This is a genomic window from Bartonella machadoae, from assembly GCF_022559585.1.
Taxonomy (GTDB): Bacteria; Pseudomonadota; Alphaproteobacteria; order Rhizobiales; family Rhizobiaceae; genus Bartonella; species Bartonella machadoae.
Window position 1 is genome coordinate 2,496,427 of record NZ_CP087114.1, and the last position, 25,940, is coordinate 2,522,366.

The window sequence follows — 25,940 nt, forward strand, 5'->3', positions numbered from 1 at the left end:
GGAACGAATGAAATATCTCTAAAGAAAAAGCTTAGATGAACAAAAGATAAAGCATTACACAATGTCCATTGTGAAAAGATATTGCTATAGAAATGTTTTAAAACTGCAAAGTTAAATTCAAGGGGAAAAAGCAAAGACAAATGCTAATTTTATCTCATAAGAAAAACGAAGACAATATAAAGTGTATTAACCATCTATCTTCTCTGTTCTGGATTCAAAAGTTTTGTGTGCTACATTAAAACAGTTCTAAATAATGAATAAGTAGAAATTGGACTTCAACTTAATGCGGCAGCTTTTTTATAATTTACTCTTAGTTTTCATTTTAAGTTTTACGAGTGGTTTTGCTTTTGCTCAACCCTTTATCTCTGTTGACGTTACAACTGGACGCATTTTAGAACACCATCAAGCTTTTGAACGCTGGTATCCTGCCTCTTTAACAAAATTAATGACCGTTTATGTCATTTTTCGTGCTATGAGCCGAGGCGAAATTTCCCCCAACAAACACATCACCATTAGCGAAAATGCAGCAAAAGCCCCAGCTTACCGTTCAGGTTATAAAGCTGGTTCCGTTCTAAGCCTTGATACAGCCTTAACGATTACTCTGGTTAAGTCCACCAATGATTTAGCTATTGCTATGAGTGAAGCGGTTGCTGGTTCGCAAGAAGCTTTTGTACAAAAAATGAATGCTGCTGCACGACGTCTTGGCATGTTTGGAACACATTTTGCGAATGCAAGTGGATTACCAAATCCACACAATTATTCTACAGCCCGTGATATTGCTCTTTTAGCGGTTCAGATTCGTCGAGAGTTTCCTCAATATGCGCATTATTTTTCTATTCCAGCCATTGATTTTGGTAACAAACGAAAAATTCAACAAAATTCAAACAATCTCATTGGTCGTTTTTATGGAATAGATGGCATGAAAACAGGCTTTATTTGCGATTCTGGCTTCAATCTTGTTGCCTCAGCAACACGCAACAACCGCACAATTATTGCTGTCATTTTAGGTTCTAACAACGTAAGTGAAAGAGAAGAAAAAGCAGCACAACTGCTTGAGACAGGATTCTCTCATAACGGTATACCCCAATTAACACTGGCAACACTAAAACCCTATGGTGCCAAGATAACAAAAGTAAGCAATATGAGACAGCAAATGTGCACTCCTGAAGCCATAAAAATGCATGCGAATTCTTATGACGATCAAGGAAAGATTATCCTCACCTCACCTTTTATCACTCCTTCACCTTCTTCTGTACCTCCTTTACAAGTACGCCTTATTCGTGCACCACAAGAAACTAAAATCACAGCCAAACCGCCAAAAAAACTCTACATTCCGCATAAAAAGCCATCCCCTCCCCCTCTAACAAAGGCAATAAACCACGGTCGATGATACATATGAAAACAAAGCGCATCCCTCTTACGCTTATTACTGGTTTTTTAGGCTCTGGTAAGACAACTTTACTCAACCGTATGTTGCGAGACCCCCTTTTGGCTGACTGTGCCGTTATCATCAATGAATTTGGTGAAGTAAGTATTGACCATCTTCTGGTTGAAAAAACAACAGAAGGAATCATTGAACTTACAAATGGTTGCTTATGTTGCAATTTACGCAGCGATCTTATCGATACATTAACCGATTTGATTGACCGCGTTCATAGAGGACACCTTAAACCACTCAACCGTATCATCATTGAAACAACGGGATTGGCGGATCCCGCCCCTATTTTACAAGCTCTTCTAAGCCATCCCCTCTTAATTCAAACATTATCAATCGACGCTGTTCTTACAACATTTGATACATTAAATGCGCCTTCCATATTAAAGTGCTATCCTGAAATACAAAAACAACTTGTCCTTGCTGATAAAGTTATTCTTACCAAAACAGATCTTATTGATCAAAAAACGCCCTCAAATATACTCATCAACACACTCAGAGCAATAAATCCTACAGCACAAATTATAGACGTCCATTCTGAACACTGTTGTTTAAATATGTTAATGGGTAAGACATTATGGGATGAAAAAAAAGAAAATACAGCGCTTAAACAATGGCTCACTCTTGCTCCACACGATCATACGCTCCAGAGCACCATTTATGCCTTTTCACTAGATTACGAAGAGTCTATTGATTATACGACTGTTGAGAATTTTTTAGATCTCTTAAAAGAGCGTTATGGTACAAAATTATTACGCTTCAAAGCAATTATTGCATTGCGTGATGACCCACACCATCCCCTTGTATTACACGGTATACAAACATTTTTTCATCCACCCATAAAGCTTTCAACTTGGCCACAAGGAATGATACACAGCCGTTTTGTTATCATTGTCGATGGGGTTAAAAAAGAAGCAATACAAAAAATTTTCGATGCTTTTTTTAACAAACCCGCAATAGATACAGCAGACAAAACTGCTCTACTGGACAATCCTTTGGTCATTCTAGGGATGAAATTTTAATTTTTTCTCTCATTCTCAATCAATGAAAATTTTTCATGAATACATAAAATGGATTTTTAAACACTCTCCACTCCATCTTACCACAAGTGCCCACGCACCTTTCGTGAAGAACAAAGCATTCTAAAACGAAGAGAAAATAGACCTTTATCATTCAAAATTCATACAACACATTGATTTATAACGATAATTTATCGTTTTTCATGTTGAATGAGACCCTCGAATCTTGTAAGATTCTTTCATCTCAAATTCTCTTATGTTGAATCAATCATAATCATTTATTTGCGCGTTATAAGCGGAGTTAGCGTGTGGGTAGAAAACTCTAATGAAAGAAGTAAAAATGCCTTTAATGAATCGTCTCAATAACAAGGGTTGTCGCACCATTGGGGACCGGTAAAGAGTACGATGGTGCCGGCTTGCACCTTCATAAGCGTAAAGATGGTGGTGCTCAATGGCTTTACCATTATACCATTTGCGGGCGCCGTCGTGAAATGGACTTCTGTGCTTTAAGAAATTTTTCTTTAAAGCAAGCTCGTGAATGTGCAACTGGGTGGCGTTCTGTTTTGCATGAGGGGTGTGACCCCATTAAAGAACGTAACAAACAAAAGCATGAGACAATGTGTAATCTGCATTATCTAAAAGATATCGCTCTCGATGCTTTTGAAAGTCATAAAGTTGAATTAAAAAGAGATGGTAAAAGTGGTGCGTGGTTTTCATCTTTAAAACTTCATATTCTCCCTAAATTAGGCTGTTTACCAGTTTCAGAGATTACGCAAACTGATATACGTAGAGCAGATCTTCAAACATTTTCCACTCCATTTCATCACAAATACAAACACACTTAATGGAGAATAAAGCATTCTAACACAAAAAGAGAAAGAGACTCTTATACTTCAAAAAAATTTCACGGTGTTAAAGAAGCTGAAATTTTATCAGTATTATGACTGAAAACATAACGTTGTTCATAAACCTCAACAATTGGAGGTTTACGATTTTCTTCAAAGAAATCGTACCCTTCCTTCAGCATAACCCAAAATTGATAATGGGGGTCAGAACGATGGCGTGTCATATTAGTATCAGTCATGCGAAAAGGGAAAGCTTGCAACTGAAATTCTTTCTGTCCCCCTTTGAAAGAGTCCCGTGCAAAAGCATAAATTTGCGCCATATTTCTATCACTCATAGCGTAACAACCTGCAGAAATACAAGATCCATGGACCATAAGATGCCTTCCTGTGCGACCATGCGCCTGATCATAAAGGTTTGGAAAACCTATATCAAAAGAAAGATAATATTTTGAGTAAGGATTCATTTGGTTTGCAGTAATCGTATAAAAACCTTCTGGTGTCTGGAGATCCCCTTCTTTATATTTGGGTCCAAGCTTCCCTGACCATTTGCAAATGCCATAGCGAGCAACCAGTATGAAAGAACCTGAACGAGATTGTTTCCAAATTTCAGCAACATTTTCCTCTTTAAAAAATCGCATCAAAATTGGAGCATAAGGGTCGATATCGTAGAGAGCCATTCTGTTTTGGATTTCTTGTGGAAGGGGTTGCTCAACTTTAGCCCGAATAGATGCTGGCAATCTTCCCCCACATCCCGTCAATATACCCATTGCAAACAACACACACACAGTGAGGAATCTTTTGAATGTCATTGAATAAAACTCCAATCTATCCCCTCACAAAAATAATTTATGCCAAAGACCTACCAATTTGCAGATATTTTTCCCAACGTTCTCGTTTAAGAACTTCACCAGCTTTGCCCGCCATAGAATCCAAAGCAGAAGAAATCACATTCCCCGTCTCATCAATCACAATCTCTTTACCACGATGTGCGCCACCTAAGGGTTCTGGAATAATATCATCAATAATTTTTAATCGGTGTAAATCTTGAGCGGTAATACGCATATTCATTGCGGCATCTTTTGCACGGGTTGGATCACGCCATAAAATAGAAGCCGCTCCTTCTGGAGAAATAACAGAATAAATAGCATGTTCTAACATATAAACTTTGTTGGCTGCAGCAATAGCTATTGCCCCCCCTGATCCACCTTCTCCAATAACAACGGAAACCACGGGAACTTTTAAGCGCAAAGTTGCTGCTGTTGATTGAGCAATTGCTTCGGCTTGACCGCGCTCTTCCGCACTCACACCAGGATAAGCGCCTGCCGTATCGACAAAAGTGAGGAGTGGCAAACCAAAACGATCAGCCATTTCCATAATACGCACGGCTTTGCGATATCCTTCTGGACGCGCAGAACCAAAATTATAGCGCAAACGCGTTTGCGTATCATGCCCTTTCTCCTGACCGATATAGGCAATGGCTTCACCTTTAAAGCGTGCAAACCCCGCTTGAATAGCCTCATCTTCGGCAAATTTACGGTCTCCGGCCAATGGTGTCACATCACAGAGCAAACGCGCCGCATAATCCATAAAATGGGGACGATCAGGATGGCGAGCCACCTGTGTCTTTTGCCATGGCGATAATTTTTTATAAAGATCACGCAATGCTGTTTGCGCACGTTTTTCAAGACGTGCGATTTCATCACTCATATCAAGGCTGCCCTCTTCTTGAGAAATCTGTTTTAACTCAAGAATTTTTCCATCGAGATCAGCAACCGGTTTTTCAAAATCAAGATAATTATACATTCTACTCAACTTATTTGGTGTGACTTATAAACTTATAATTTGCTTTATAAAGTATTTTTCAAAAACATCACCATTTTCTTTACTGAGCGTTTTTTTCATCTGCAAGAGGATGATGTTCATTAACTAAACGATAAAGGCCTTCTTCCAACACATGCGTGTAAATTTGAGTAGTAGCAATATCAGAGTGACCTAATAAATGCTGAACGGCACGTAAATCCGCACCATTTTGCAAAAGATGGCTCGCAAAAGCATGACGTAACACATGGGGAGAAAAATGACGACTTGTTATTCCTGATCTATTTGCAAGACCTTTTAAATCCCGTGCAACAACTTGTCGAGCAATATAGCCTGTTTCTGAATGGGCAGGAAAAAGATAAGGACTTTCTGCATCATTTCCTTGATCACGCAAGTTTAACCACTGCGTAAGAACTTGGCGTGCTTTTTTTGATAACAGCACCATTCGTTCTTTTTTACCCTTACCACGAACCAACAGACTACACCCGCCCCCTCGAACAGCTTGTACCGGAAGACTCACCAACTCACTAATACGTAAACCTGTTGCATAAAGCATTTCAATCAACACCTGAAGACGCAATGCTCGGAAATGATTCTTTGATCCATAATCTGCTTGTTCCACTTCCAATTGTGCTAAATCAAGTAATTTTGTCACTGCACCCTCACTGATAACCTTGGGCAAAGGACGCCCTTGACGAGGTGCATCAATATCATAAGAGGGATCATCGGCTCTCAAACCTTCTGCATAAAGAAACTGATAGAACTGACGCAAAGTCGATAAACGACGCGCTTGCGAAGATGCTGTAAAACCAAGAGTGTGCATAAGTGACAAAAGACTCATTAAATCTTTTCTTTGTGCCGAAAAGAGTGAACGAGAGTGCGAAGACAATTCATTTTGTGCCCATTGTAAATCATGCTGATAAGCCGAAAGCGTATGTGTAGCAGCACCTCGCTCAGCACTCATCATCTCAAGAAAACGCTCTATCACAACATCACTTTTCATTGATTCGCCTTCGAAGAAAGATTTAGTGAATTTAAAGGAACATCGATATATGTTTCCACCCTCACCGGCTCTACCAGAACCACGAGCGCAATCATTATACCGAGAAAAACAGCAAATAAAATGAAAAGAATCATCAAAAATCTGGTTAATGTTGGCATAAAACAATAAACTATCTAAAAGTATTCCATCCTTATATGATATCTTACAAAGATTAACAGGAATTGACTTTAAAGCAGATAAATGCCGAAATAGGTTATGAACAATCATCGATCTCAACATATCCCGATAACACAGATAAAAAAACAACTTTTATCCTCTCTTGATAAACGTGCCCTTGTCTTTGTTGGTCTGATGGGAGCAGGCAAATCAGTCATCGGCAAACGCGTCGCCACCATGCTTCATTTACCCTTTTATGATTCTGATCAAGAAATTGAAAAAGCTTCAAAAATGACCATCACGGAACTTTTTAAAATTTATGGTGAACCTGAATTCCGTGCTCTTGAACAGCGTGTTATTTTAAACCTCGTAAAAAAAAGTCCCCTTGTTTTAGCAACAGGTGGTGGTGCCTATATTAATGAAAATATTCGCAAAGCTATCCATGAAAATGGGATATCCATCTGGCTCAAAGTAGAGCTTGATATCCTCATGAAACGTGTCTCACGGCGCCCAACACGACCTCTCCTTCAAACAGCAAATCCTCAAGAAATCATGCAAAAACTCATGGAACAGCGTTATCCTATCTATGCCAAAGCAAACTTAACAATTAACAGTCATAAAGAAAGCCGCCATACCGTAGCAAAAAATGTCATACGGTCTCTACAGCACTACCTTAATACAGAAAATAACGATAGGAATAACAAACATGCAGACCAAGACCGTCACTGTTAAACTGGACAAGCGTTGTTACAATATCATCATTGGTCCAGATCTGATTGCACAAGCTGCTTCACACATTAAATATTCTCTTCAGCAAAAAGGCTCCGATAAGATGCGTCTGGCCGTTGTTACAGACACCAATGTTGCATCTTTCCATTTGGCTAAATTACAGGAACAATTAACAAACAGCGAAATCCGTACTATTCCCATTATTGTGGAAGCTGGGGAACAATCAAAATCATTTTCCACTCTACAAACTGTTATCGATAAAATCCTTTCTGCACGTTTAGAGCGAGGTGACTGTGTTATTGCTTTTGGTGGTGGCGTTGTTGGCGACTTAGGAGGATTTGCCGCAAGCATTATACGCCGTGGCATGAATTTCATTCAAATGCCTACAACTCTGCTTGCACAAATTGACTCCTCTGTTGGTGGAAAAACGGGTATTAATAGCCAATATGGTAAAAATCTTATTGGTACTTTTTATCAACCAAGCTGTGTTATTGCTGATACCTGTATTCTTGATACACTACCACCGCGTGAATTTCGCGCTGGCTACGCAGAAATGGTCAAATATGGTCTCATTAACCAGCCTGATTTCTTTGCATGGCTTGAAACAAACGGGCAAAAAATCTTTTCCAATGGTCCGACACGAACAGAAGCTATTGTCCGTTCATGCCAATTTAAAGCCGATATTGTAACGCGTGACGAATATGAGGCGGGAGAACGTGCACTCTTAAACCTTGGCCATACATTTGGACACATGCTTGAAACAGCAACCGCCTACGATTCAAACCGCTTAATCCACGGTGAAGCTGTAGCAATTGGAATGGTTCTAGCACATCAATTTTCCACTCAACTGAATTTACTAGACCCTAGCCACACGCAACGTGTTGCAACACACCTCAAAGCCATGGGTCTGCCAACACAATTAAAAGAGATTCCAGGCGAACTCCCAGATGCTAAAACACTCATGGCTCTCATTGCCCAAGACAAAAAAGTTTCAAAAAATAGCTTGACCTTCATCCTAACACGCGGAATTGGTCAATCATTTATTGCAAAAAATGTTTCTCCTGAGGCAGTTTTAACTTTTCTGGAACAAAAATTAGCAGAAAATCGTTAATTCATATTGAATATAATTGATTCGTTTTTATACTTCTATTAAAGAAAATAAGTATGATGATGTCTGCGTAGCTCAGTAGGATAGAGCACAGGATTCCTAAGGAAATTGGGCACATTAAGGAGAAATCTTTAAAGTGAATCTGCTCAAATTCGGGGAAAGCTTCATAGGGACTATATGCCAATCCCGAGCCAAGCCTTTTTTCAAACAAAAGGAAGGTGTAGAGACTGAACGGGCAGCACCTAAAGAGCGTAAGCTTCAAGGTGAAGAGACAGTCCAGACCACAAACAGCTTACAAAGCTGGCGGTGAAAATCGAAGTGGTATGAATCCTGGGGTCGCAGGTTCGAATCCTGCCGTAGACACCATCTTATCAATCAAATTATTTCGTTCTGCATAACACAGGGAAGCATTATGAAAAAAACTCCACAACATTTAGGATTTTTCGCCGCTTTAATTTTATCATCTTTCAGCTCAATTAATGCCTTCGCTGGCTCTATAGTGATTGAGGTACCAGACACTCCAGAACCAAAAACACAAACCGTCGCCTATCAATGTGATACTGGAACCAGTAAAGAACGTGTTGAAGCCGTCTATCTCAATGCTGATAATATTTCATTGGTTGATTTCAAGTGGAAAGGTGACCGCGTTATTGCTGCAAATGTCATCGCCAATACAGGGAAAAAATATGAAGGAGCCCAGTATATTTGGTGGGAAATCAACAATGAAATTATACTTCATGATCTTGTTCAAGATCCAGAAGGAAAAAAACGCATCCACTGTAAAGATGAATCGACATTATTATTTTAAAGAACAAAGGAGACATCATGAAAAAAACTTTTTTTAATTTACGGTTTTTTGCCATTTTAAGTCTATCACTTTTTAGCTCAATGAGTGCTTTTGCGGGCTCTCTCGTCATTGAGGTGCCAGACACCCCAGAACCAACAACAGAAATTGTTTCCTATAAATGCGAGATGGGAACAAAAAAGGAGCATGTTGAGGCAACCTACTACAATGCTGGTGACATTTCATTAGTTGATCTCAAATGGAACGGAAAGCGTGTTATTGCTGCAAATGTTATTGCCGCTTCTGGAGCAAAATATGCGGGAGCTGAATATATTTGGTGGACGACAAAAAACGAAGCTTCATTTTATAACCTCATTAATGATCCAAAGGAGGAAAATCCTTTCCTTTGTACAGAGGAACAAGATACAAAATAACAAAAGACTCTTAGAGATAGAAAACGACGCTGGCTCTCATTGTTATTTTGTTTCTTCTGGTGGAGACGTTTTTTCTTCCATCTGATGAGATAAAAGAGTCAGCGGTTTTTCTGATTCATTTTCCGAATAGCTTCTATAAGCTGCTGCCTGTGACAACAGCATAGAAGCGATTGGTATTGTTACAAACAAAAAGATCACCAGCAAGAGTTCATGAAAAACAAAATGATGATCTACGAATATTGAATAAAGAAACGAAGCAATGAGAATACTCCCTGCGCCCCAGCTTGTACTCAATGGAGACATATGCAAACGTTCATAAAAATTAGAAAAACGCACCAGCCCTATTGCTCCAATCAGTGTAAGAGTCGATCCTAATATTAAAAAAACTGTCACAATAAGAGCAGCCGCAAGTGACACATCATCTTTCATTCAATAATCTCCCCACGCATAAGAAATTTAGCCAAAGCAATACTTGATACAGGCCCGAGCAATCCAAGAATAAGAGCTGCGACAAAATAAACAGTTGTTCCCGAACGAATATCGAAGGTAAGAAACAAAAGAATAGTATTTATATAAAGAACATCCAAACCGACAATCCGATCTTGCGCCCGAGGACCACGAATCAACCGAAATAAGGCGGGAATCATCGCCAAACTTAAAAAAAACTGTGAGAGGAAAATCCCCCAATAAAGGATAACCATACTCATAAAAAAATCTCCAAAAGCAATTGTTCATATCGTTGTTTGATCAACTGTTGGTAATTATATTCACTCTTAAAATTCAAAACATGAAGCAAAAGTTCATTATTTTTTCTATTATAAGCAATCCAAACGGTTCCTGGAGTGACCGCAAGAATGCAAGCTAAAACAGCTAAAGCAGTATGACTTTCAAGCAAAAGAGGCACCACAACAAAACCAGATTGCTGCTTTCGAAAGTTTTTTGTTAAAATAAAGCAAACCACCGAAACATTTGAAACGATAGAATCGATAAATACGCGAAAAATCAGACGAAAAACGGCACGCCAACTCTTAATCGTGACCTTTTCTGATTCAAGAAACCGCATCATCCAACCACTAAACAAAGCAATTATAATCCCCAAAAGCAATTGACCTAAACTAAAACCATTTAAGATCAACCACATAAACACAATTGCCGCAGTGAAAAGAGGGAAAGGACAAAAAAAGTTCACCGATGGATCTCCCTCTTTTCAAGAGAAAAATCATCTAAAACACTGCCAATATAGTTTTGAGGGTGATATAAAATTTTAGCTGTTTCAGACATATAATGACCAACAGGTCCAGCGACAACTGTTATAAGAAAACATAAAGCAAGAAGAGCGGCAATAGGTGCAAACTCAATCACCTGCACCCGTGGAATCCTTCCTTCAAGAGAAACCCAAAAAGTCCGAATTCCCGCTCTTGTTAGAGCAATCAGAGCCGCAAAACCAGAAAGGGTAACAAAAATTACAAACAACCAATCATAATAAACCGGTAAAGAAGCAGACACCCCCTCCTTCGTGTGGTTTAATATGGCCGTGAACATCATAAATTTAGCAACAAAACCCGAAAAAGGCGGTAGACCAATAATCAAAAGAGCACAAATGCCAAAACAAGCACCAAGAATTGCTAAAGTTACCGGCAAATAAGTACCAATTTCATCTTCCTCTTCCTCTTCATCATCCCCATACACCTCCATTGTAACAGTGAGAACATTGGCTGCCACATCTTGACAACGTTCAACAAGCTCTACGAGAAGAAAAAAAGCACCAAGAGCTAAAGTTGAAGAGACAATATAAAACAACATACCTGCTATTAATGCTGTATTACCAATTGCGATTGCCATCAACAATGTCCCAGAAGAGACAAGAACGCTATAAGCCGCCAAACGCACCAACACTTGGCTCGCCAAGATTCCAATAAAACCAAAAGTCATAGTGGCAAGTCCACCATAAAACAAAATCGCATGACCAAAATTGCTAAAATATCCACTTTCAGGACCAAACAATAGCAGTGTTAAACGTAAAATAATATAAATACCCACCTTACTCAAAAGCGCAAAAGCAGCTCCAACGGGCGCCGCTGCTGCACTGTAAGTGGGCATCAACCAGAAATTAAGAGGCCACATACCGGCTTTGAGTAAAAAGGCAATTCCCAAAAATGCTGCACCTATTTCAAATAAAACAATATTACTAGATGCTATAGATCTCATTTTTACAGCCAAATCAGCTATATTAAGGGTGCCAACGATTCCATAAATGAGTGCTGTACCAAGTAAAAAAAACAGTGAAGCTACAAGGTTAACAACGACATAATGCAACCCCGCACGTACACGCAATTGTCCAGAACCATGTAATGCAAGACCATAAGAAGCTGTTAACATCACTTCAAAAAACACAAATAAATTGAACAAATCACCTGTCAAAAAAGCGCCATTGATTCCAACCATGAAAAATTGCATAAGCGACTGAAAATGAGGGCCCGCTTTGTACCAATAAGCCTGTGCAAAAACCAATGCGCTGGTCATCAACAAACTAGAAAGTAAAAGCATCATAGCGCTTAAACGATCAAGGACCAAAACAATTCCGAAAGGAGAAGGCCAATTGCCAAGACGATAAACATCCGAAAGGGGTGCAACTTCAAGAGCACGCATAATCAATAAAACAGCAACAACAACCAACAATCCCGCAGAAAAAAGACTTATGAATGCTTTCCGTTTTGCATGGCGTTCATCATAAAAAAGCAAGATTGCGCCGATACTTAACGGTAAAATAATAGGCACAATCAGAAGATGCTGCACGCAGGATTGCATCACGGCACCTCACGTCCATCAACATGATCTGAACCTGTCAATCCGCGTGAAACCAGTAGAATAACCAAGAATAAAGCTGTCGTTGCAAAACCAATCACAATTGCTGTCAAAACTAAAGCTTGTGGAAGAGGATCAACGTAATTCTCTGGATTAATCACCATGGAAGGATCAACGATAGGTGCAGCGTTACTACGCGGTCTACTCATTGAAAACATAAAAAGATTAACACCATAGGAAATCAAAGACAAACCAACAATGACCTGAAAAGTTCGTGGACGTAAAATAAGCCAAATACCTGAACCGACAAGAATACCGATGCTCAAAGAAAGAACAATTTCCATTAATTCTCCTTCTCTTTTAAAAGTGGTTTTTTACCGATTCGGTAACTACGAATAGACTGGTGAGCAAGTGCAATTAAAATGAGAACAGTTGCTCCCAACACAACAGAAAACACGCCAAAATCAAATAAAAAAGCAGATGCCAAAGGAATCTTTCCAATCAACGGGAAATGCTTATATTGAAAAAAAGAGGTTAAAAAAGGATAGCCAAAGAACCAAGCCCCAACACCCGTTGTGACTGACAACAGTAAGCCAAACCCCATCCAACGCAAAGGTAAAACCCTCAAATGGGTTTCCACCCAACGAATATCACGGGCCAGATATTGCAAAATAAAGCCTATCGCTAACGTCACACCACCGACAAATCCACCTCCTGGAAGATCATGCCCTCGCATAAATAAATAAATTGAAAAAGCAATAATCACTGAAAAGAGCCACCCCATGATGACAGCAGGAACCGTTAAATAATTCAAGACAGTATCCCCCACATTTCGATCAGGCTGTTTCATATCAAAAGCTTTCTGAATACGTTGTTGAAACGGCGCATCAATGCTTTCAGGAGCAGGACGAAACCGTCGTAAAAGAGCAAAAACAGTAAGTGAAACAACACTTAAAACGACAATTTCTCCCATAGTATCAAAACCACGGAAATCAACCAACAATACATTGACCACATTGCGACCACCAGCACCGCTATAAGCATTTTTGAGAAAAAAATCGGAAACTGTGGACCCTTGAGGACGTGTCATCATTGCAAAAGAAAGCCACGCCACACCAACTCCTCCGACAAGAGCTATAAGAAAATCACGCATACGACGCAAACGCACAAAAAGACGGACAGGGGTTGGAGCAGGATTATACAAACGTTTAGGCAACCATCGCAAACCAAGCAACAACAGAACGGTTGTCACCACTTCAACAACCAATTGTGTTATTGCCAAATCGGGTGCAGAAAGCCACAAAAAGGTTGCGCAAGTCATCAATCCGGCTCCCCCCAACAGCATCAGTGAAGCAAGACGATGAAATTTTGCTTGCCAAGCCACCAAAAGCGCACACAATCCACCGACCAGACAAAGAGCCAGAAACGGAAGATCAAGGGGAAAAAGCGGCAACGAACCCGCTGAAATTAAACCATCGTACCAAAGGAGCAAACCAACAAAGACAAAACACACAGCAAAAATCCAGTGCAACTGTATTTGCAAACGGCGTGTTGACAAAACAGCTTCTACGGTACGCGCCCATTTCCAAGAAACAATCACAAGAGCACGTTCAAAAATACGCGGTCCATTCAAATGACGAAAGAAAGGAGGCCCATCATCACAGGATAAAAAATAACGGTGCCCAAGAGCATAGAGCAATCCACCCCCGAATAAAGCCACCAAACTCATCATTAATGGAGTATTAACCCCATGCCAAACAGCTAAACTATAAGGAACTGTCATTGGTCCTAAAACAGCTATAACAGCATTATCCAAAATAGGTCCTATTGTTAAATTAGGAAAAATACCAACCGCCAAACAAATAAACACCAAAAGTTCCATTGGTAAACGCATAAAATGCGGTGGTTCATGGGGCGTTTTAGGTAAATTGACAGGCTTTGGTCCTAAAAAAACACCATGAATAAAGCGTATAGAATAAGTGACACTAAACAAACTTGCTAGTGTTGCCACATAAGGTGCAATCCAATCAAGCCATGAATCCATATGCATTTCAACAGCTTCAGCAAAAAACATTTCTTTCGATAAAAAACCATTCAACAACGGGACTCCAGCCATTGCAGCACTTGCAACTAAAGCAAGAGTTGCTGTAATAGGCATAGAACGATAAAGACCTGTCAACTTACGCATATCACGCGTTCCCGTCTCGTGATCAATAATGCCAGCAGCCATAAATAAAGATGCTTTAAAAGTAGCATGATTAGCCATATGAAAAATTGCCGCAACACACGCAAGGGGGCTACCAAGACTTAAAAGAGTGGTAATCAATCCAAGATGACTAATGGTTGAATAAGCAAGCAATCCTTTCAAATCTTGCTGAAACATGGAAAAATAGGCACCAAGCAACAATGTCGCAAGACCGGAAAAACCAACCAACCAAAACCAAGATTCTGTTCCAGAGAGCACAGGCCATAAACGAACCAGCAAAAACAATCCTGCTTTCACCATTGTTGCTGAATGGAGATAAGACGATACCGGTGTTGGAGCGGCCATTGCATTGGGCAACCAAAAATGAAACGGAAACTGTGCACTTTTTGTTAAGCCTCCCAATAAAATACAGATAAGAACAGCATTATAAAGAGGATTTGATCGGATTATATCACCAGACTGTAACACCTTATCCAAATCAAAACTGCCAACGATGTGTCCAATCAATAAAATCCCAATGAAAAGAGCAAAACCACCAAAACCCGTGATTGTTAAAGCCATCCGCGCTCCTTCACGCGCACTTGCATTATGGTACCAATAACCGATCAACAAAAAAGAAAAAATGCTTGTAAGTTCCCAAAAAACAACCAAAAAAACCAGATTTCCTGACAAAACTATTCCTGTCATTGACCCCATAAAAGCGAGAAAAAAAGAAAAAAATCGCGGTACAGAATCCGCCGGATCCATATAATAACGCGCATAGACAACAACGAGCAGTCCAATTCCCGTGATGAGCAAGCAAAAAAGCCAAGCCAGACCATCCATACGGAGAATCAAATTAACGCCCCATTCTGGAAGCCAAAAAACATCCAAACGGACCGTATGGTTTCCACGAACCGTTGGATAAAGCATTATTGTAAAAAGAAAACAAAAAAGTGCAATAGCACCGGCAAACCACGCTTCATTGTTTTTTGCTGTTGAACGAAAAAAGCCAATAACAGCACTCCCACAAAAGGGAAGCAAAACGAGCAATATCAACATTGCTTCCCGTGCTGTCATTCTTTAAACTCCACTTTTTCTTTAATATTTTGTTATTAACAAAATAAAAGTTACATTGTTATCCCCCCTCATTTTGCACTTACGATAATAAGATTTAATAAAACTTAAAAGCATTTAAATTTTTCAAAAAACAACTGCTGCGTGAAAAATCTGTATATCATAAGCATTCTCTTTTCATTTTAAGGGCGGTAACAAACACGATAAGGTTTGAGAGAGATTTTTTTACATCTAACAATTTTTACCCTTTAAAAAAGCGCGAAAGACATTGCTTACGAGGTCCATAAAAAGGTTGGTAACTGTTATCATTTTTATTATAAGAGCGGTAACGCGCACGACAAGATTCAATATGTTGTTGAGGCAACTTTTTTATATCTGATAGATTTTTTGTCTCTGATAGAGCTTTCAACAATGTCGGCTTTGTGTTTAAATGCGGTAACGCAACGAAAGCTGCTTCAGGATACCACCAATTGTCTTTATATTTACGATAACCACGCCGATAATTATGATAACCCTTAAAACCATTAAGTTCTTTACGCCCTGTGAAAATCAAAGGCACACCACTCTCTCGAACAACATCCTGGGGAACAACCACTTTAGCTTCAACATTATTCTTATTTTGCATTAAATTAACAATATTGGTTGTTATAATGAAAAAACCGCCAATAACTATAAGAGCCGAAATATAATATAATTTTTTTTTCATATACATAATGCAAATCTCAACATTACAAAATCAAAACGCAATGATAAAAAGTTTTTTTACTTCTAGAGAGAAACAAATTCTTTTTTTTTGAGATATTCTGTTGCTCTTTGTATTAAACGTTAAACTTTGCAATAAGATCCTTCAAAAGAGAATGGATAAACAATGATAAGAACCCCCTATTATCTGATAGATAAATCTAAACTCATAAAAAATATGGAAATTATCGCTTGCTTGCGCAAAATGTCTGGAGCAAAAATTCTCCTTGCTTTGAAATGTTTTGCGACATGGAGTGTTTTTGATTTAATGTCTCAGTTCATGGATGGAACAACCTCGTCATCCCTTTATGAACTGCGTTTGGGAAAAGAAAAATTCGGCAAAGAAACCCATGCATATTCAGTTGCTTGGGCAGATCATGAAATTGATGAAGTGTGCGGTTACGCAGACAAAATTATTTTTAATTCCATCCAACAACTTCAACGTTTTTCTGACGCAACAAAAACGATTCAACGAGGACTAAGATTAAATCCAGGGATCAGTGCATCTAATTTTGATCTTGCCAACCCCTCTCGTCCTTTTAGTCGCCTAGGAGAAACGAATAAAAATGCTATAAAAGAGGTTCTCCCTCTCATCAATGGCTTAATGATCCACAACAATTGCGAAAATGCTGATTTCAATCTTTTTAATCAAATGCTAAATCGCATGGAAGAAAAATTTTCAGAAATTTTCGCTGCTGTTGACTGGATAAGCCTTGGTGGTGGAATTCATTTTACAGCCCCAAATTATCCTCTAGAAACTTTTGCAAAACGCTTAAAAGATTTTTCAAAAACCCATAGTGTCACCATTTTTCTAGAACCAGGAGAAGCCGCCATAACAAAAAGTACCACACTAGAAGTAAGCGTTCTTGATACACTATATAATGAAAAAAAACTTGCTATTGTTGATAGCTCGATTGAAGCGCATATGCTCGACCTTTTAATTTATCGTGAAAATGCTAAATTAGAGCCCAATCAAGGGCTGCATGAAATCATGGTCTGCGGAAAATCCTGCCTTGCCGGTGATATTTTTGGAACATTTCATTTCCCTGAACCTCTTAAAATAGGCGACAGACTGTCTTTTCAAGATGCAGCAGGCTATACAATGGTCAAGAAAAATTGGTTTAATGGCGTTGCAATGCCTGCCATTGTTATCAAAGAATTAGATGGTACATTAACGCTTCAACGCCAATTTAGCTATAATGATTATCAAGAAAGTCTTTCGTAAAAAAAGAACCATTTAAAAAACAGTGTAGAACAGTATTAAAAAGGAGATAAACCCACAATGAAGAAAAATATTCTCATTATTGGTGCTGGAGGTGTTGCACAGGTTGTTGCACACAAATGTGCTCAACACAATGATATTCTTGGTGACATTCATATTGCTTCACGAACACTCAAAAAATGTGAAACCATCATTGCTTCCATTAAAGAAAAAAACACAATGAAAGAACAAGGTGTTCTTCAGGGCCATATGCTCAACGCAATGAATGTAGAAGAAACTGTAAAACTCATCCAAAAAACAAAATGCGAAATTGTCATCAATGTTGGATCAGCCTTTCTTAATATGTCTGTTCTTTCAGCTTGTATTGAAACAAAATGTGCTTACATTGATACTGCAATTCATGAAGATCCTTTGAAAATTTGCGAAACGCCTCCTTGGTATGGAAATTATGAATGGCCCCGACGTCAAGAATGTGAAAAAGCTGGTATAACAGCTATTTTAGGCGCAGGTTTTGACCCAGGTGTTGTCAATGCTTATGCGGCATTTGCACGTGAGTGTTATTTTGATAAAATTACCGATATTGATATTATTGATATTAACGCTGGAAACCATGGACATTGGTTTGCCACGAATTTTGACCCAGAAATCAACTTTCGAGAATTTACAGGACAAGTATGGTCTTGGCAAAATAAAAAATGGGCTTCCAATAAAATGTTTGAAGTGAGCCGTGAATGGGATCTTCCTGTTGTTGGAAAACAAAAAGCCTATATGACAGGACATGATGAAATTCATTCATTATCCAAAAATCTTGATGTTCAAAACGTTCGCTTCTGGATGGGATTTAGTGAACATTATATCAATGTGTTCACTGTTTTGAAAAATCTTGGGCTTTTATCCGAACAGCCTATTAAAACAGCAGAAGGACAAGAAGTCGTTCCTTTGAAAGTTGTGAAAGCCGTCTTACCTGACCCTGCTTCATTAGCACCAAACTACACAGGAAAAACGTGTATTGGAGATCTCATTAAAGGTGAAAAAGATGGTAAATCAAGAGAAGTTTTTATCTATAATATAGCTGATCATAAACAAGCTTTTAATGAAACCGGTGCACAGGGTATTTCTTATACAGCTGGTGTACCAGCAGCCGTTGCGTCTCTTCTCATTGCTACTGGTGAATGGGATGTTAAAACCATGGTCAATGTAGAAGAATTACCATCACGCCCTTTCCTTAAATATCTTGAGCATATGGGGCTTTCAACTTGGATAAGAGAACAACAAGAAGAGAAAAAATTACAGTTTTAAACGCATTTTCATAGCTGTGTAGAAAAACCGCCCCTTTAAAAGGGCGTTTTTTTTAAGTACCCAAGCCCATTTCACGACACCACTCGTGAATGGTATAACGATAAAGCCATTGAGCACCACCATCTTTACACTTATGAAGGTGCAAGCCGGCGCCATCATACTCTTTACCGCCCCCCAATGTTGCAACAGCCCTTGGTCTTGAGACGATTCATTAAAGGCATTTTGCTCTTTTCTAAACGGTTTTCTCCCCACACACCAACCCTGCTTATGATGTGCAGAAACAGCGTTTCACTTGATTCAACATAAGGAGATTTGAATTGAGAGAAACTTACAATATTCATGGGTCTCACTCAACAGGAAAAACAGTAAATTATCGTTATAAATCAATATTTTGTCTTTTTTTTATACAAGGTAAAACTCTAAAAAATCATTTTAGCTTTTTTTAAAAAAACTCATGAAGCTCTAAAAAGAATACCTAAATATTCAAATATGGAGTGGTTTAGCAAATGTTGCTAAAGCGGCTTCTCGCACTGCTTCCGATAAAGTAGGATGTGCATGACAACAACGTCCTAGATCTTCTGATGAACCACCAAATTCCATTAAAACTGCAATTTCATGGATCATTTCACCAGCACCAAATCCAAGAATATGTCCACCCAAAACCCGATCTGTCTTTTTATCGGCAAGTATTTTAACAAACCCATCACTTTTTTGCATCGCACGTGCACGACCATTGGCCATAAAAGGAAATTTACCCACATGATAATCGATACCGGCTGCTTTAAGTTCTTCTTCTGTCTTTCCCACACTAGCAATTTCCGGCTGTGTATAAACAACACTAGGAATGACATCAAAATTAACATGCCCCCTTTGACCTGCCAAAATTTCTGCCACCGCAACGCCTTCTTCTTCCGCCTTATGCGCTAGCATGGGACCTTTAACAACATCACCAATTGCATAAATTCCTGGAATATTGGTCTGCCAATGTGCATCGATATCAATAAAACCACGTTCATCCACTTTGATACCAGCTTTTTCCAAACCAAGACCTTCCGTATATGGAGAACGTCCAGTAGCAATAAGCACAACCTCAGCCTCTAAAGTTTCAGCAGCACCACCTTTGACCGCTTCAAAATTCACTTGAGCCATTGAACCAGATTTTGTAATAGCAGTTACCTTTGCACCCGTTTTATATTCAATTCCCTGTTTTTCCATTATTTTTTGGAATTGCCGTGAAACCTCACCATCCATTGAGCCTAAAACTTTATTAAGATATTCAATAATGGTCACTTTAGCGCCTAAGCGACTCCAAACAGAACCAAGCTCTGAACCAATAACACCAGCACCAACAACAATCATACGTGCTGGTACTTTTTCAAGAGCAAGAGCTCCCGTAGAAGAGACAATAACCTTTTCATCAATTTCAACATTGACACCCGGAATACTGGAACTTTCTGAACCCGTCGCAATAATAATATTTTTTGTTGCAATCGTTTGTTGACGACCATCCCTAGCAACCACTTCAACTTGACCTGCACCTAAAATTTTGGCTGTACCAAAGAAAGTATCAACTTTATTCTTTTTCATCAAAAAAGAGACGCCGCTGGTATTAGCTGTAACAACCGCCTTTTTATGCGCCATCATTTGATCAAGATTAAGCTTAGATTTTTCAATAGAAATACCAAGTGTTTCAAAGCCATGCTGCGTTTCAGCAAACACTTCTGAAGCATGTAACAATGCTTTAGAAGGAATACAGCCAACGTTAAGACAAGTCCCTCCCAGCGTTGTGCGCTTTTCAATAATTGCTGTTTTTAGCCCAAGTTGCGCAGCCTTTATTGCTGCAACATAACCCCCTGGTCCCGCTCCAATTACAACCACATCATAAGACATCCGTTTTTCCTTTCATTCTGAAAACTGTAATTTTACAAGTCAAGAACAAGGCGTTCCGGATCTTCTAAACTTTCCTTAACACGCACAAGGAAAGTCACAGCTTCTTGCCCATCTACAATACGATGATCATAAGAAAGTGCTAAATACATCATGGGGCGAATGACAATTTGCCCCTCAACAACCATTGCCCGCTCTTTAATAGCGTGCATTCCTAAAATACCAGATTGTGGGGCATTCAAAATCGGTGTTGACATTAATGATCCATAAACTCCCCCATTGGTAATGGTAAAAGTTCCCCCTTGCATATCAGAAACGGCTAATTTTCCATCACGAGCAAGACGCCCCAAACGACCAATTTCTTTTTCAATCTCTGCTAACGACATCTGATCTGCATCACGAACCACGGGAACAACAAGTCCCTTATCTGTTCCAACAGCAATTCCAACATTGACATAGTTTTTGTAAATAATATCTGTCCCATCAATTTCAGCATTAACAGCAGGAAGTTCTTTCAATGCATGACAAACAGCCTTGGTAAAAAATCCCATAAAACCAAGCTTAACCCCATGTTTCTTTTCAAAAAGATCCTTATAACGCTTACGTAAATCCATCACCGCCGACATATCAACCTCATTAAATGTGGTTAACATCGCTGCTACATTTTGTGCATCTTTAAGACGGCGCGCAATCGTTTGACGCAATTTCGTCATACGAACCCGCTCCTCACGTCTTTCCTGATCAGCAGCAACTGAAGAGCTGGATACAGAAGCAGAAGAAGGACTGGACGCAGAGGAGGCGCTGGAGGCAGAAACAGCAGGAGCTGACGCCTTTATCCCTTGTGCCAACACACCAAGAACATCTTCTTTAAGAATCTGCCCACGTTTTCCGGAGCCTGAGATATCGCTTTTTGTAATATTGTTTTCAGCCATTAATTTCGCTGCTGAAGGAGCAGGTGGCATTGTACTGCTCGAAGAAGGCTTCTCCAATTCAGATGGCGTTGTTGGCGCAGATGTCTCAGAAGACGATGGTGATTTAGCAACACCAGCTGCTCCAGCTTCAACGGCTCCTAAAAGCGCATTCACCTCAACCGTATCACCTTCCTTGGCAATAATTTCAGATAATTTCCCCGCAACAGGCGAAGGAACCTCAACTGTTACTTTATCAGTTTCTAATTCAACCAAAGGCTCATCCATCGCAACGGACTCACCAAGTTTTTTAAACCATTTTCCAACGGTTGCTTCAGTAACTGATTCGCCCAAAGTAGGAACACGGATTTCAGTAGTCATAATATTTTTCCATACATCAGAGTAGCCATAAATTAAGAACCTAACGCGTCTTCAAGAAACGCAGCCAGTTGTTCAAGATGTTGCGTCATTAACCCAGAGGCTGGTGACGCACTTGCAGGACGCCCCGCATAACGTGCACGTGAATATTGCGCATTAATATGCGTCAAAACCCATTCTAAATAAGGCTCAATAAATGACCAAGCCCCCATATTTTTTGGTTCTTCTTGGCACCAAACAACTTCTGCTTGTAAAAAGCGTGACAACACGTCCACCAAAGCTTTCGCAGGAAAAGGATAAAGTTGTTCAACGCGCAGCAAATAAACATTATCAATGCCTCTTTTTTCACGCTCTTCATAAAGATCATAATAAACCTTACCCGTACAAAGAACGATACGGCGAATTTTACTATCTTTCTGCAATTTAATCACAGAATTTTTGAGCGTTTCTGCATCATCAAGCAACAAACGCTGGAAATTCATTTCTGGTCCCATTTCATTGAGAAAAGAAACAGCCCGCTTATGACGCAAAAGTGACTTTGGTGTCATTAAAATTAAAGGTTTACGAAAATCGCGTTTAATCTGCCGGCGCAGAATATGAAAATAATTTGCTGGGGTTGTACAATTAGCAACCTGCATATTATCTTCTGCACACAATTGAAGGAAACGCTCTAAACGTGCTGAAGAATGCTCTGGTCCTTGCCCTTCAAAACCATGAGGCAACAAACATACAAGACCAGACATCCGAAGCCATTTACGTTCAGCAGAGGAGATAAATTGATCAAAAATGACCTGCGCTCCATTAGAAAAGTCACCAAATTGTGCTTCCCAAAGCGTCAATCCCCGTGGTCTCGCAAGAGAATATCCATATTCGAAACCAAGAACAGCCTCTTCAGAGAGCATAGAATTGACAACCTCATAAAGCGCTTGATCCTTTCTCAAATGATTTAAAGGAATGTAACGCGCTTCATTTTCTTGATCATAAAGAACTGAATGGCGTTGTGAAAAAGTTCCACGCTCAACATCTTCACCGGAAAGGCGTACCGGTGCTCCTTCTAAGCAAAGTGAACCAAAAGCTAAAGCTTCAGCCGTTGCCCAATCAACACCTTCACCCGTTTCAAAAATCTTAGCACGGTTACTTAAAAAGCGCTGGATTGTTTTATGCACATGAAAGTCTGTTGGAATCTCAACAAGTTTCTGACCAATCTCCTTTAAAGTCTCAATCGCAACGCCTGTCTTTCCACAATGTTGTTCCTCAGTACTATTAGAAGCCTTAAGTCCTGTCCAACTCCCATCAAGCCAATCGGCTTTATTAGGCTTATAAGAAGTGCTCGCTTCAAATTCACCTTCCAGCTTATCACGCCATTGTTTTTTTTGCTGTTCAATATCTTCTGCAGCAATTACGCCTTCTTCTACCAACTGGTTCCCATAAAGCTGAAGCGTTGTTTTATGATTACGGATTGCTTTATACATAAGTGGTTGTGTAAAAGAAGGTTCATCTCCTTCATTATGTCCATAACGACGATAACAGAACATATCAATGACCACCGGTTTATGGAAAATCTGACGAAATTCTGTTGCCACTTTTGCAACAAAGACCACCGCTTCAGGGTCATCACCATTGACATGAAAAATTGGCGCATCGATCATTTTCGCCACATCTGATGGATAAGGTGAAGAACGCAAAAAGCGTGGATCCGTTGTGAAACCAATCTGATTATTGATAATCACATGAACCGATCCAGCAACGCTATAACCTCTAAGACCTGAAAGGCCAAAAGTTTCCTGAATCACACCCTGCCCAGCAAAGGCAGCATCACCGTGAATAAGTAACGGCAAAACCTTTGAACGTTCACTCAACGGGAGTGAATCCGTATTTTTAGAATCCACAAGTTGATCTTGTTTAGCACGTGCTTTACCAATAACAACCGGATCAACGATTTCAAGATGAGAGGGATTCGCTAAAAGCGATAAATGAACTTTTTTACCATCAAACTCAAGATCAGCTGAAGTTCCCAAATGGTATTTGACATCACCCGATCCTTCTACATCATCAGGCTTATAAGACCCCCCCTTGAATTCATGAAAAATGGCCCGATGTGGTTTTGCAAGAACTTGTGAAAGGACGTTTAAACGACCACGATGCGCCATCCCTAAAATGATTTCCTGTACCCCCAAAGCACTACCACATTTAATAATCTGTTCAAGAGCAGGAATTAAGGCTTCACCGCCATCAAGTCCAAAACGCTTTGTTCCTTTATATTTGGTATCTAAAAACTGTTCGAATCCTTCCGCCTCAATAAGCTTATTAAGGATAGCTTTTTTACCTTTCTGCGTGAAAGCAACGCGCTTATCTGGTCCTTCAATACGCTCTTGAAGCCATGCTTTTTGAGCAGGATCAGAAATATGCATATACTCAATCCCAATTGTAGAACAATAGGTCCGATTGAGAATCTCAAGCATTTGCGGAATAGTTGCGTATTCTAAGCCTAAAACATTATCAATAAAAATGGGGCGCTCATAATCAGCAGGAGTAAAACCGTAAGTTTCTGGAGAAAGTTCCTTATAATCCTCAAGTTTTTTTGCTAATTGAAGAGGATCAAGCTGTGCACGAAGATGTCCACGAGCACGAAAGGCGCGAATCATCATAAGCGCATGAACAGAATCACGCGTTGCTCGAATAACATCTTGTTCGCTGGTGGTTTTTCCTTTTTGCGCAGCGCTCATTGCTGCTTTTTCTTTTAATTTATCACCAACATGCTTTTCAAGAACAGACCAATCACCATCGAGAGCAGAAACCAACTCACCATTTGCCTTTAACGGCCAATGATCACGTTGCCATGTTGCCCCTTTAGCATTTTTCAGGACATCTTCTTTTTTATCATGAAGGTTTTCGAAAAAAGTACGCCACTGTGAATCTACGCTAGTAGGATCTTTTTCATATTCGGCATAAAGCTGATCTATATAATCTGCATTTCCACCATATAAAAATGACGTTTGTGCAAAAAGACTATTTATCTCGTCCTGCCTTGCCATATACTTCTCCGGAACATTGATTCCGTCTCCTTATATTTTTTAACCTTTAATGCTCATAAAGTAATGCTCATAAAGCAAATGAGAGTTAAGAATTGTAAAAAGTTTCACTTCTTTATACCCAATATTTCATCTAAATAAGGATAATTTCTTATTTAGATGAAGTTTTTTACCCCTTTAAAACTGACATCAAGGTTTTTCCTATCTGTGATGGTGAAGGAGAAACGCGAATTCCTGCCGCTTCCATTGCAGCAATTTTATCTTCTGCGCCACCTTTACCACCGGAGATAACAGCACCAGCATGCCCCATTGTACGCCCTGGAGGAGCTGTACGACCAGCAATAAAACCAACCACTGGTTTTTTACGACCTTTCCTTGCCTCATCTTGAAGGAACTGTGCCGCTTCTTCTTCAGCAGAACCACCAATCTCACCAATCATAACAATAGACTGGGTTTCTTCATCGGCTAAAAACATTTCTAAGACATCAATGAACTCTGTGCCCTTAACAGGATCACCACCAATACCAATCGCTGTTGTCTGTCCAAGACCTTCATGACTCGTTTGAAAAACAGCTTCATAAGTTAAAGTTCCTGACCGCGAAACAACCCCAACAGAACCTTTTCTAAAAATAGAACCAGGCATAATACCAATTTTACATTCATTAGGAGTAAGAATACCAGGACAATTAGGGCCAATAAGGCGTGATTTTGATGTCTCCAATTTGGCCTTGACTTTAACCATATCCATAACAGGAATACCTTCCGTAATACAGATAATCAAACGAATTTCAGCATCTATCGCTTCTATAATAGCTGCCGCGGCTCCTGCAGGTGGAACATAAATAACAGAAGCATCTGCACCTGTTTTTTCTTTTCCTTCTACAACACTGGAAAAGATAGGAAGAGTTTCACCTTTTGCACCTTCCCATATTTCACCACCCTTTTTAGGATTAACGCCACCAACCATTTGCGTGCCATGATAAGCAAGAGCTTGCTCTGTATGAAACGTTCCGGTTTTTCCTGTAAGTCCTTGAACCAAAACTTTTGTATCTTTATTCACAAGAATTGACATAGC

23 protein-coding genes and 1 pseudogene are annotated in these 25,940 nt (G+C 39.5%); 9 read left to right on the forward strand and 15 right to left on the reverse strand.

Translation table 11 applies throughout. From position 1 onward, the window contains the following. The first annotated feature begins 283 nt into the window (after positions 1 to 283). The 3 genes and pseudogenes from LNM86_RS11870 to LNM86_RS11880 all read left to right on the forward strand — a co-directional run. Positions 284 to 1,390: a D-alanyl-D-alanine carboxypeptidase family protein gene (locus LNM86_RS11870; RefSeq protein ID WP_241437817.1), complete on the forward strand. Its 1,107-nt coding sequence runs from the start codon at positions 284 to 286 to the stop codon at positions 1,388 to 1,390. A 5-nt stretch (positions 1,391 to 1,395) separates the two neighbouring features. Then, positions 1,396 to 2,457, forward strand: a complete 1,062-nt coding sequence (locus LNM86_RS11875) for a CobW family GTP-binding protein (RefSeq protein ID WP_241439018.1) — start codon at positions 1,396 to 1,398, stop codon at positions 2,455 to 2,457. A gap of 337 nt (positions 2,458 to 2,794) precedes the next feature. Further along, positions 2,795 to 3,242: pseudogene (locus tag LNM86_RS11880) on the forward strand (integrase arm-type DNA-binding domain-containing protein); the annotation flags it as partial. Positions 3,243 to 3,358: 116 nt separating this feature from the next. Here LNM86_RS11880 and LNM86_RS11885 read toward each other — a convergent pair. From LNM86_RS11885 to LNM86_RS11895, 3 genes are all read right to left on the reverse strand, one after another. Further along, positions 3,359 to 4,108, reverse strand: a complete 750-nt coding sequence (locus tag LNM86_RS11885; protein ID WP_241437818.1) for a L,D-transpeptidase family protein — start codon at positions 4,106 to 4,108, stop codon at positions 3,359 to 3,361. A gap of 37 nt (positions 4,109 to 4,145) precedes the next feature. After that, positions 4,146 to 5,102, reverse strand: a complete 957-nt coding sequence (locus LNM86_RS11890; protein ID WP_241437819.1) for an acetyl-CoA carboxylase carboxyltransferase subunit alpha — start codon at positions 5,100 to 5,102, stop codon at positions 4,146 to 4,148. Between the two features lie 79 nt (positions 5,103 to 5,181). Next, positions 5,182 to 6,120, reverse strand: coding sequence for a site-specific tyrosine recombinase XerD (locus tag LNM86_RS11895; protein ID WP_241437820.1), 939 nt, complete (start codon positions 6,118 to 6,120; stop codon positions 5,182 to 5,184). A 255-nt stretch (positions 6,121 to 6,375) separates the two neighbouring features. Here LNM86_RS11895 and LNM86_RS11900 point away from each other — a divergent pair, with 255 nt between their 5' ends. The 4 genes from LNM86_RS11900 (at position 6,376) to LNM86_RS11915 (ending at position 9,331) form a co-directional block, all read left to right on the forward strand. Next, positions 6,376 to 7,008, forward strand: coding sequence for a shikimate kinase (locus LNM86_RS11900; RefSeq protein ID WP_241437821.1), 633 nt, complete (start codon positions 6,376 to 6,378; stop codon positions 7,006 to 7,008). Beyond that, positions 6,983 to 8,116, forward strand: coding sequence for a 3-dehydroquinate synthase (gene aroB, locus LNM86_RS11905; protein ID WP_241437822.1), 1,134 nt, complete (start codon positions 6,983 to 6,985; stop codon positions 8,114 to 8,116). The genes LNM86_RS11900 and aroB overlap by 26 nt, the downstream gene beginning before the upstream one ends. A 409-nt stretch (positions 8,117 to 8,525) precedes the next feature. Next, the gene (locus LNM86_RS11910) at positions 8,526 to 8,921 is read left to right on the forward strand and encodes an MliC family protein (protein WP_241437823.1); all 396 of its coding nucleotides are present in this window, start codon (positions 8,526 to 8,528) and stop codon (positions 8,919 to 8,921) included. 17 nt (positions 8,922 to 8,938) lie between these two features. Next, the gene (locus tag LNM86_RS11915) at positions 8,939 to 9,331 is read left to right on the forward strand and encodes an MliC family protein (RefSeq protein WP_241437824.1); all 393 of its coding nucleotides are present in this window, start codon (positions 8,939 to 8,941) and stop codon (positions 9,329 to 9,331) included. Between the two features lie 42 nt (positions 9,332 to 9,373). Here the strand turns inward: LNM86_RS11915 and mnhG are convergent, their stop codons facing one another. From mnhG to LNM86_RS11950, 7 genes are all read right to left on the reverse strand, one after another. Beyond that, entirely contained in the window at positions 9,374 to 9,760 is a 387-nt protein-coding gene (gene mnhG, locus LNM86_RS11920; RefSeq protein ID WP_241437825.1) for a monovalent cation/H(+) antiporter subunit G, read from the reverse strand. After that, on the reverse strand, positions 9,757 to 10,038 hold the full coding sequence (locus LNM86_RS11925) for a K+/H+ antiporter subunit F (RefSeq protein WP_241437826.1): 282 nt from the start codon (positions 10,036 to 10,038) through the stop codon (positions 9,757 to 9,759). The genes mnhG and LNM86_RS11925 overlap by 4 nt, the downstream gene beginning before the upstream one ends. Next, positions 10,035 to 10,520 carry a Na+/H+ antiporter subunit E gene (locus LNM86_RS11930; RefSeq protein WP_241437827.1) on the reverse strand — a complete coding sequence of 162 codons (486 nt, stop codon included), beginning with the start codon at positions 10,518 to 10,520 and terminating at the stop codon, positions 10,035 to 10,037. Before LNM86_RS11930 ends, LNM86_RS11925 begins: the two co-directional genes overlap by 4 nt. Then, complete coding sequence (locus LNM86_RS11935) at positions 10,517 to 12,139, reverse strand: monovalent cation/H+ antiporter subunit D (RefSeq protein WP_241437828.1); 1,623 nt, start codon at positions 12,137 to 12,139, stop codon at positions 10,517 to 10,519. Before LNM86_RS11935 ends, LNM86_RS11930 begins: the two co-directional genes overlap by 4 nt. Next, entirely contained in the window at positions 12,139 to 12,480 is a 342-nt protein-coding gene (locus LNM86_RS11940) for a Na+/H+ antiporter subunit C (protein ID WP_241437829.1), read from the reverse strand. The genes LNM86_RS11935 and LNM86_RS11940 overlap by 1 nt, the downstream gene beginning before the upstream one ends. Beyond that, positions 12,480 to 15,401 (reverse strand): monovalent cation/H+ antiporter subunit A, encoded by a 2,922-nt coding sequence (locus LNM86_RS11945; protein WP_241437830.1) that lies wholly within the window; start codon positions 15,399 to 15,401, stop codon positions 12,480 to 12,482. Before LNM86_RS11945 ends, LNM86_RS11940 begins: the two co-directional genes overlap by 1 nt. Before the next feature lie 238 nt (positions 15,402 to 15,639). Then, entirely contained in the window at positions 15,640 to 16,110 is a 471-nt protein-coding gene (locus tag LNM86_RS11950) for a BA14K family protein (RefSeq protein ID WP_241437831.1), read from the reverse strand. Between the two features lie 156 nt (positions 16,111 to 16,266). On the opposite strand from LNM86_RS11950, the gene LNM86_RS11955 reads away from it, so the two are divergent. Together LNM86_RS11955 and LNM86_RS11960 are read left to right on the forward strand one after the other, a co-directional pair. Further along, positions 16,267 to 17,364, forward strand: a complete 1,098-nt coding sequence (locus LNM86_RS11955) for a carboxynorspermidine decarboxylase (protein ID WP_241437832.1) — start codon at positions 16,267 to 16,269, stop codon at positions 17,362 to 17,364. Between the two features lie 57 nt (positions 17,365 to 17,421). Continuing rightward, positions 17,422 to 18,660: a saccharopine dehydrogenase family protein gene (locus LNM86_RS11960; RefSeq protein ID WP_241437833.1), complete on the forward strand. Its 1,239-nt coding sequence runs from the start codon at positions 17,422 to 17,424 to the stop codon at positions 18,658 to 18,660. A gap of 52 nt (positions 18,661 to 18,712) precedes the next feature. Here the strand turns inward: LNM86_RS11960 and LNM86_RS11965 are convergent, their stop codons facing one another. The 5 genes from LNM86_RS11965 to sucD all read right to left on the reverse strand — a co-directional run bounded on the left by LNM86_RS11965 (position 18,713) and on the right by sucD (position 25,937). Beyond that, entirely contained in the window at positions 18,713 to 18,838 is a 126-nt protein-coding gene (locus LNM86_RS11965) for an Arm DNA-binding domain-containing protein (RefSeq protein ID WP_241437834.1), read from the reverse strand. A gap of 305 nt (positions 18,839 to 19,143) precedes the next feature. After that, positions 19,144 to 20,550 carry a dihydrolipoyl dehydrogenase gene (lpdA, locus tag LNM86_RS11970; protein WP_241437835.1) on the reverse strand — a complete coding sequence of 469 codons (1,407 nt, stop codon included), beginning with the start codon at positions 20,548 to 20,550 and terminating at the stop codon, positions 19,144 to 19,146. 32 nt (positions 20,551 to 20,582) lie between these two features. Continuing rightward, positions 20,583 to 21,836 carry a 2-oxoglutarate dehydrogenase complex dihydrolipoyllysine-residue succinyltransferase gene (gene odhB, locus LNM86_RS11975; RefSeq protein ID WP_241437836.1) on the reverse strand — a complete coding sequence of 418 codons (1,254 nt, stop codon included), beginning with the start codon at positions 21,834 to 21,836 and terminating at the stop codon, positions 20,583 to 20,585. A 32-nt stretch (positions 21,837 to 21,868) separates the two neighbouring features. Next, entirely contained in the window at positions 21,869 to 24,868 is a 3,000-nt protein-coding gene (locus LNM86_RS11980) for a 2-oxoglutarate dehydrogenase E1 component (protein ID WP_241437837.1), read from the reverse strand. Positions 24,869 to 25,034: 166 nt separating this feature from the next. Beyond that, positions 25,035 to 25,937, reverse strand: a complete 903-nt coding sequence (gene sucD / locus LNM86_RS11985) for a succinate--CoA ligase subunit alpha (protein WP_241437838.1) — start codon at positions 25,935 to 25,937, stop codon at positions 25,035 to 25,037. Positions 25,938 to 25,940 lie beyond the last annotated feature (3 nt).

Excerpts from the sequence above, each read along its gene's own strand:
- lpdA (WP_241437835.1), bottom strand. The coding sequence starts at position 20,550 with ATGTCTTATGATGTGGTTGTAATTGGAGCGGGACCAGGGGGTTATGTT.
- LNM86_RS11940 (WP_241437829.1), bottom strand. The coding sequence starts at position 12,480 with ATGGAAATTGTTCTTTCTTTGAGCATCGGTATTCTTGTCGGTTCAGGT.
- LNM86_RS11915 (WP_241437824.1), top strand. The coding sequence starts at position 8,939 with ATGAAAAAAACTTTTTTTAATTTACGGTTTTTTGCCATTTTAAGTCTA.
- LNM86_RS11935 (WP_241437828.1), bottom strand. The coding sequence starts at position 12,139 with ATGCAATCCTGCGTGCAGCATCTTCTGATTGTGCCTATTATTTTACCG.
- LNM86_RS11895 (WP_241437820.1), bottom strand. The coding sequence starts at position 6,120 with ATGAAAAGTGATGTTGTGATAGAGCGTTTTCTTGAGATGATGAGTGCT.
- LNM86_RS11910 (WP_241437823.1), top strand. The coding sequence starts at position 8,526 with ATGAAAAAAACTCCACAACATTTAGGATTTTTCGCCGCTTTAATTTTA.
- LNM86_RS11980 (WP_241437837.1), bottom strand. The coding sequence starts at position 24,868 with ATGGCAAGGCAGGACGAGATAAATAGTCTTTTTGCACAAACGTCATTT.
- LNM86_RS11885 (WP_241437818.1), bottom strand. The coding sequence starts at position 4,108 with ATGACATTCAAAAGATTCCTCACTGTGTGTGTGTTGTTTGCAATGGGT.
- LNM86_RS11955 (WP_241437832.1), top strand. The coding sequence starts at position 16,267 with ATGATAAGAACCCCCTATTATCTGATAGATAAATCTAAACTCATAAAA.
- LNM86_RS11960 (WP_241437833.1), top strand. The coding sequence starts at position 17,422 with ATGAAGAAAAATATTCTCATTATTGGTGCTGGAGGTGTTGCACAGGTT.
- LNM86_RS11950 (WP_241437831.1), bottom strand. The coding sequence starts at position 16,110 with ATGTATATGAAAAAAAAATTATATTATATTTCGGCTCTTATAGTTATT.
- mnhG (WP_241437825.1), bottom strand. The coding sequence starts at position 9,760 with ATGAAAGATGATGTGTCACTTGCGGCTGCTCTTATTGTGACAGTTTTT.
- LNM86_RS11875 (WP_241439018.1), top strand. The coding sequence starts at position 1,396 with ATGAAAACAAAGCGCATCCCTCTTACGCTTATTACTGGTTTTTTAGGC.
- LNM86_RS11900 (WP_241437821.1), top strand. The coding sequence starts at position 6,376 with ATGAACAATCATCGATCTCAACATATCCCGATAACACAGATAAAAAAA.
- LNM86_RS11925 (WP_241437826.1), bottom strand. The coding sequence starts at position 10,038 with ATGAGTATGGTTATCCTTTATTGGGGGATTTTCCTCTCACAGTTTTTT.
- LNM86_RS11945 (WP_241437830.1), bottom strand. The coding sequence starts at position 15,401 with ATGACAGCACGGGAAGCAATGTTGATATTGCTCGTTTTGCTTCCCTTT.
- LNM86_RS11870 (WP_241437817.1), top strand. The coding sequence starts at position 284 with ATGCGGCAGCTTTTTTATAATTTACTCTTAGTTTTCATTTTAAGTTTT.
- odhB (WP_241437836.1), bottom strand. The coding sequence starts at position 21,836 with ATGACTACTGAAATCCGTGTTCCTACTTTGGGCGAATCAGTTACTGAA.
- aroB (WP_241437822.1), top strand. The coding sequence starts at position 6,983 with ATGCAGACCAAGACCGTCACTGTTAAACTGGACAAGCGTTGTTACAAT.
- sucD (WP_241437838.1), bottom strand. The coding sequence starts at position 25,937 with ATGTCAATTCTTGTGAATAAAGATACAAAAGTTTTGGTTCAAGGACTT.
- LNM86_RS11890 (WP_241437819.1), bottom strand. The coding sequence starts at position 5,102 with ATGTATAATTATCTTGATTTTGAAAAACCGGTTGCTGATCTCGATGGA.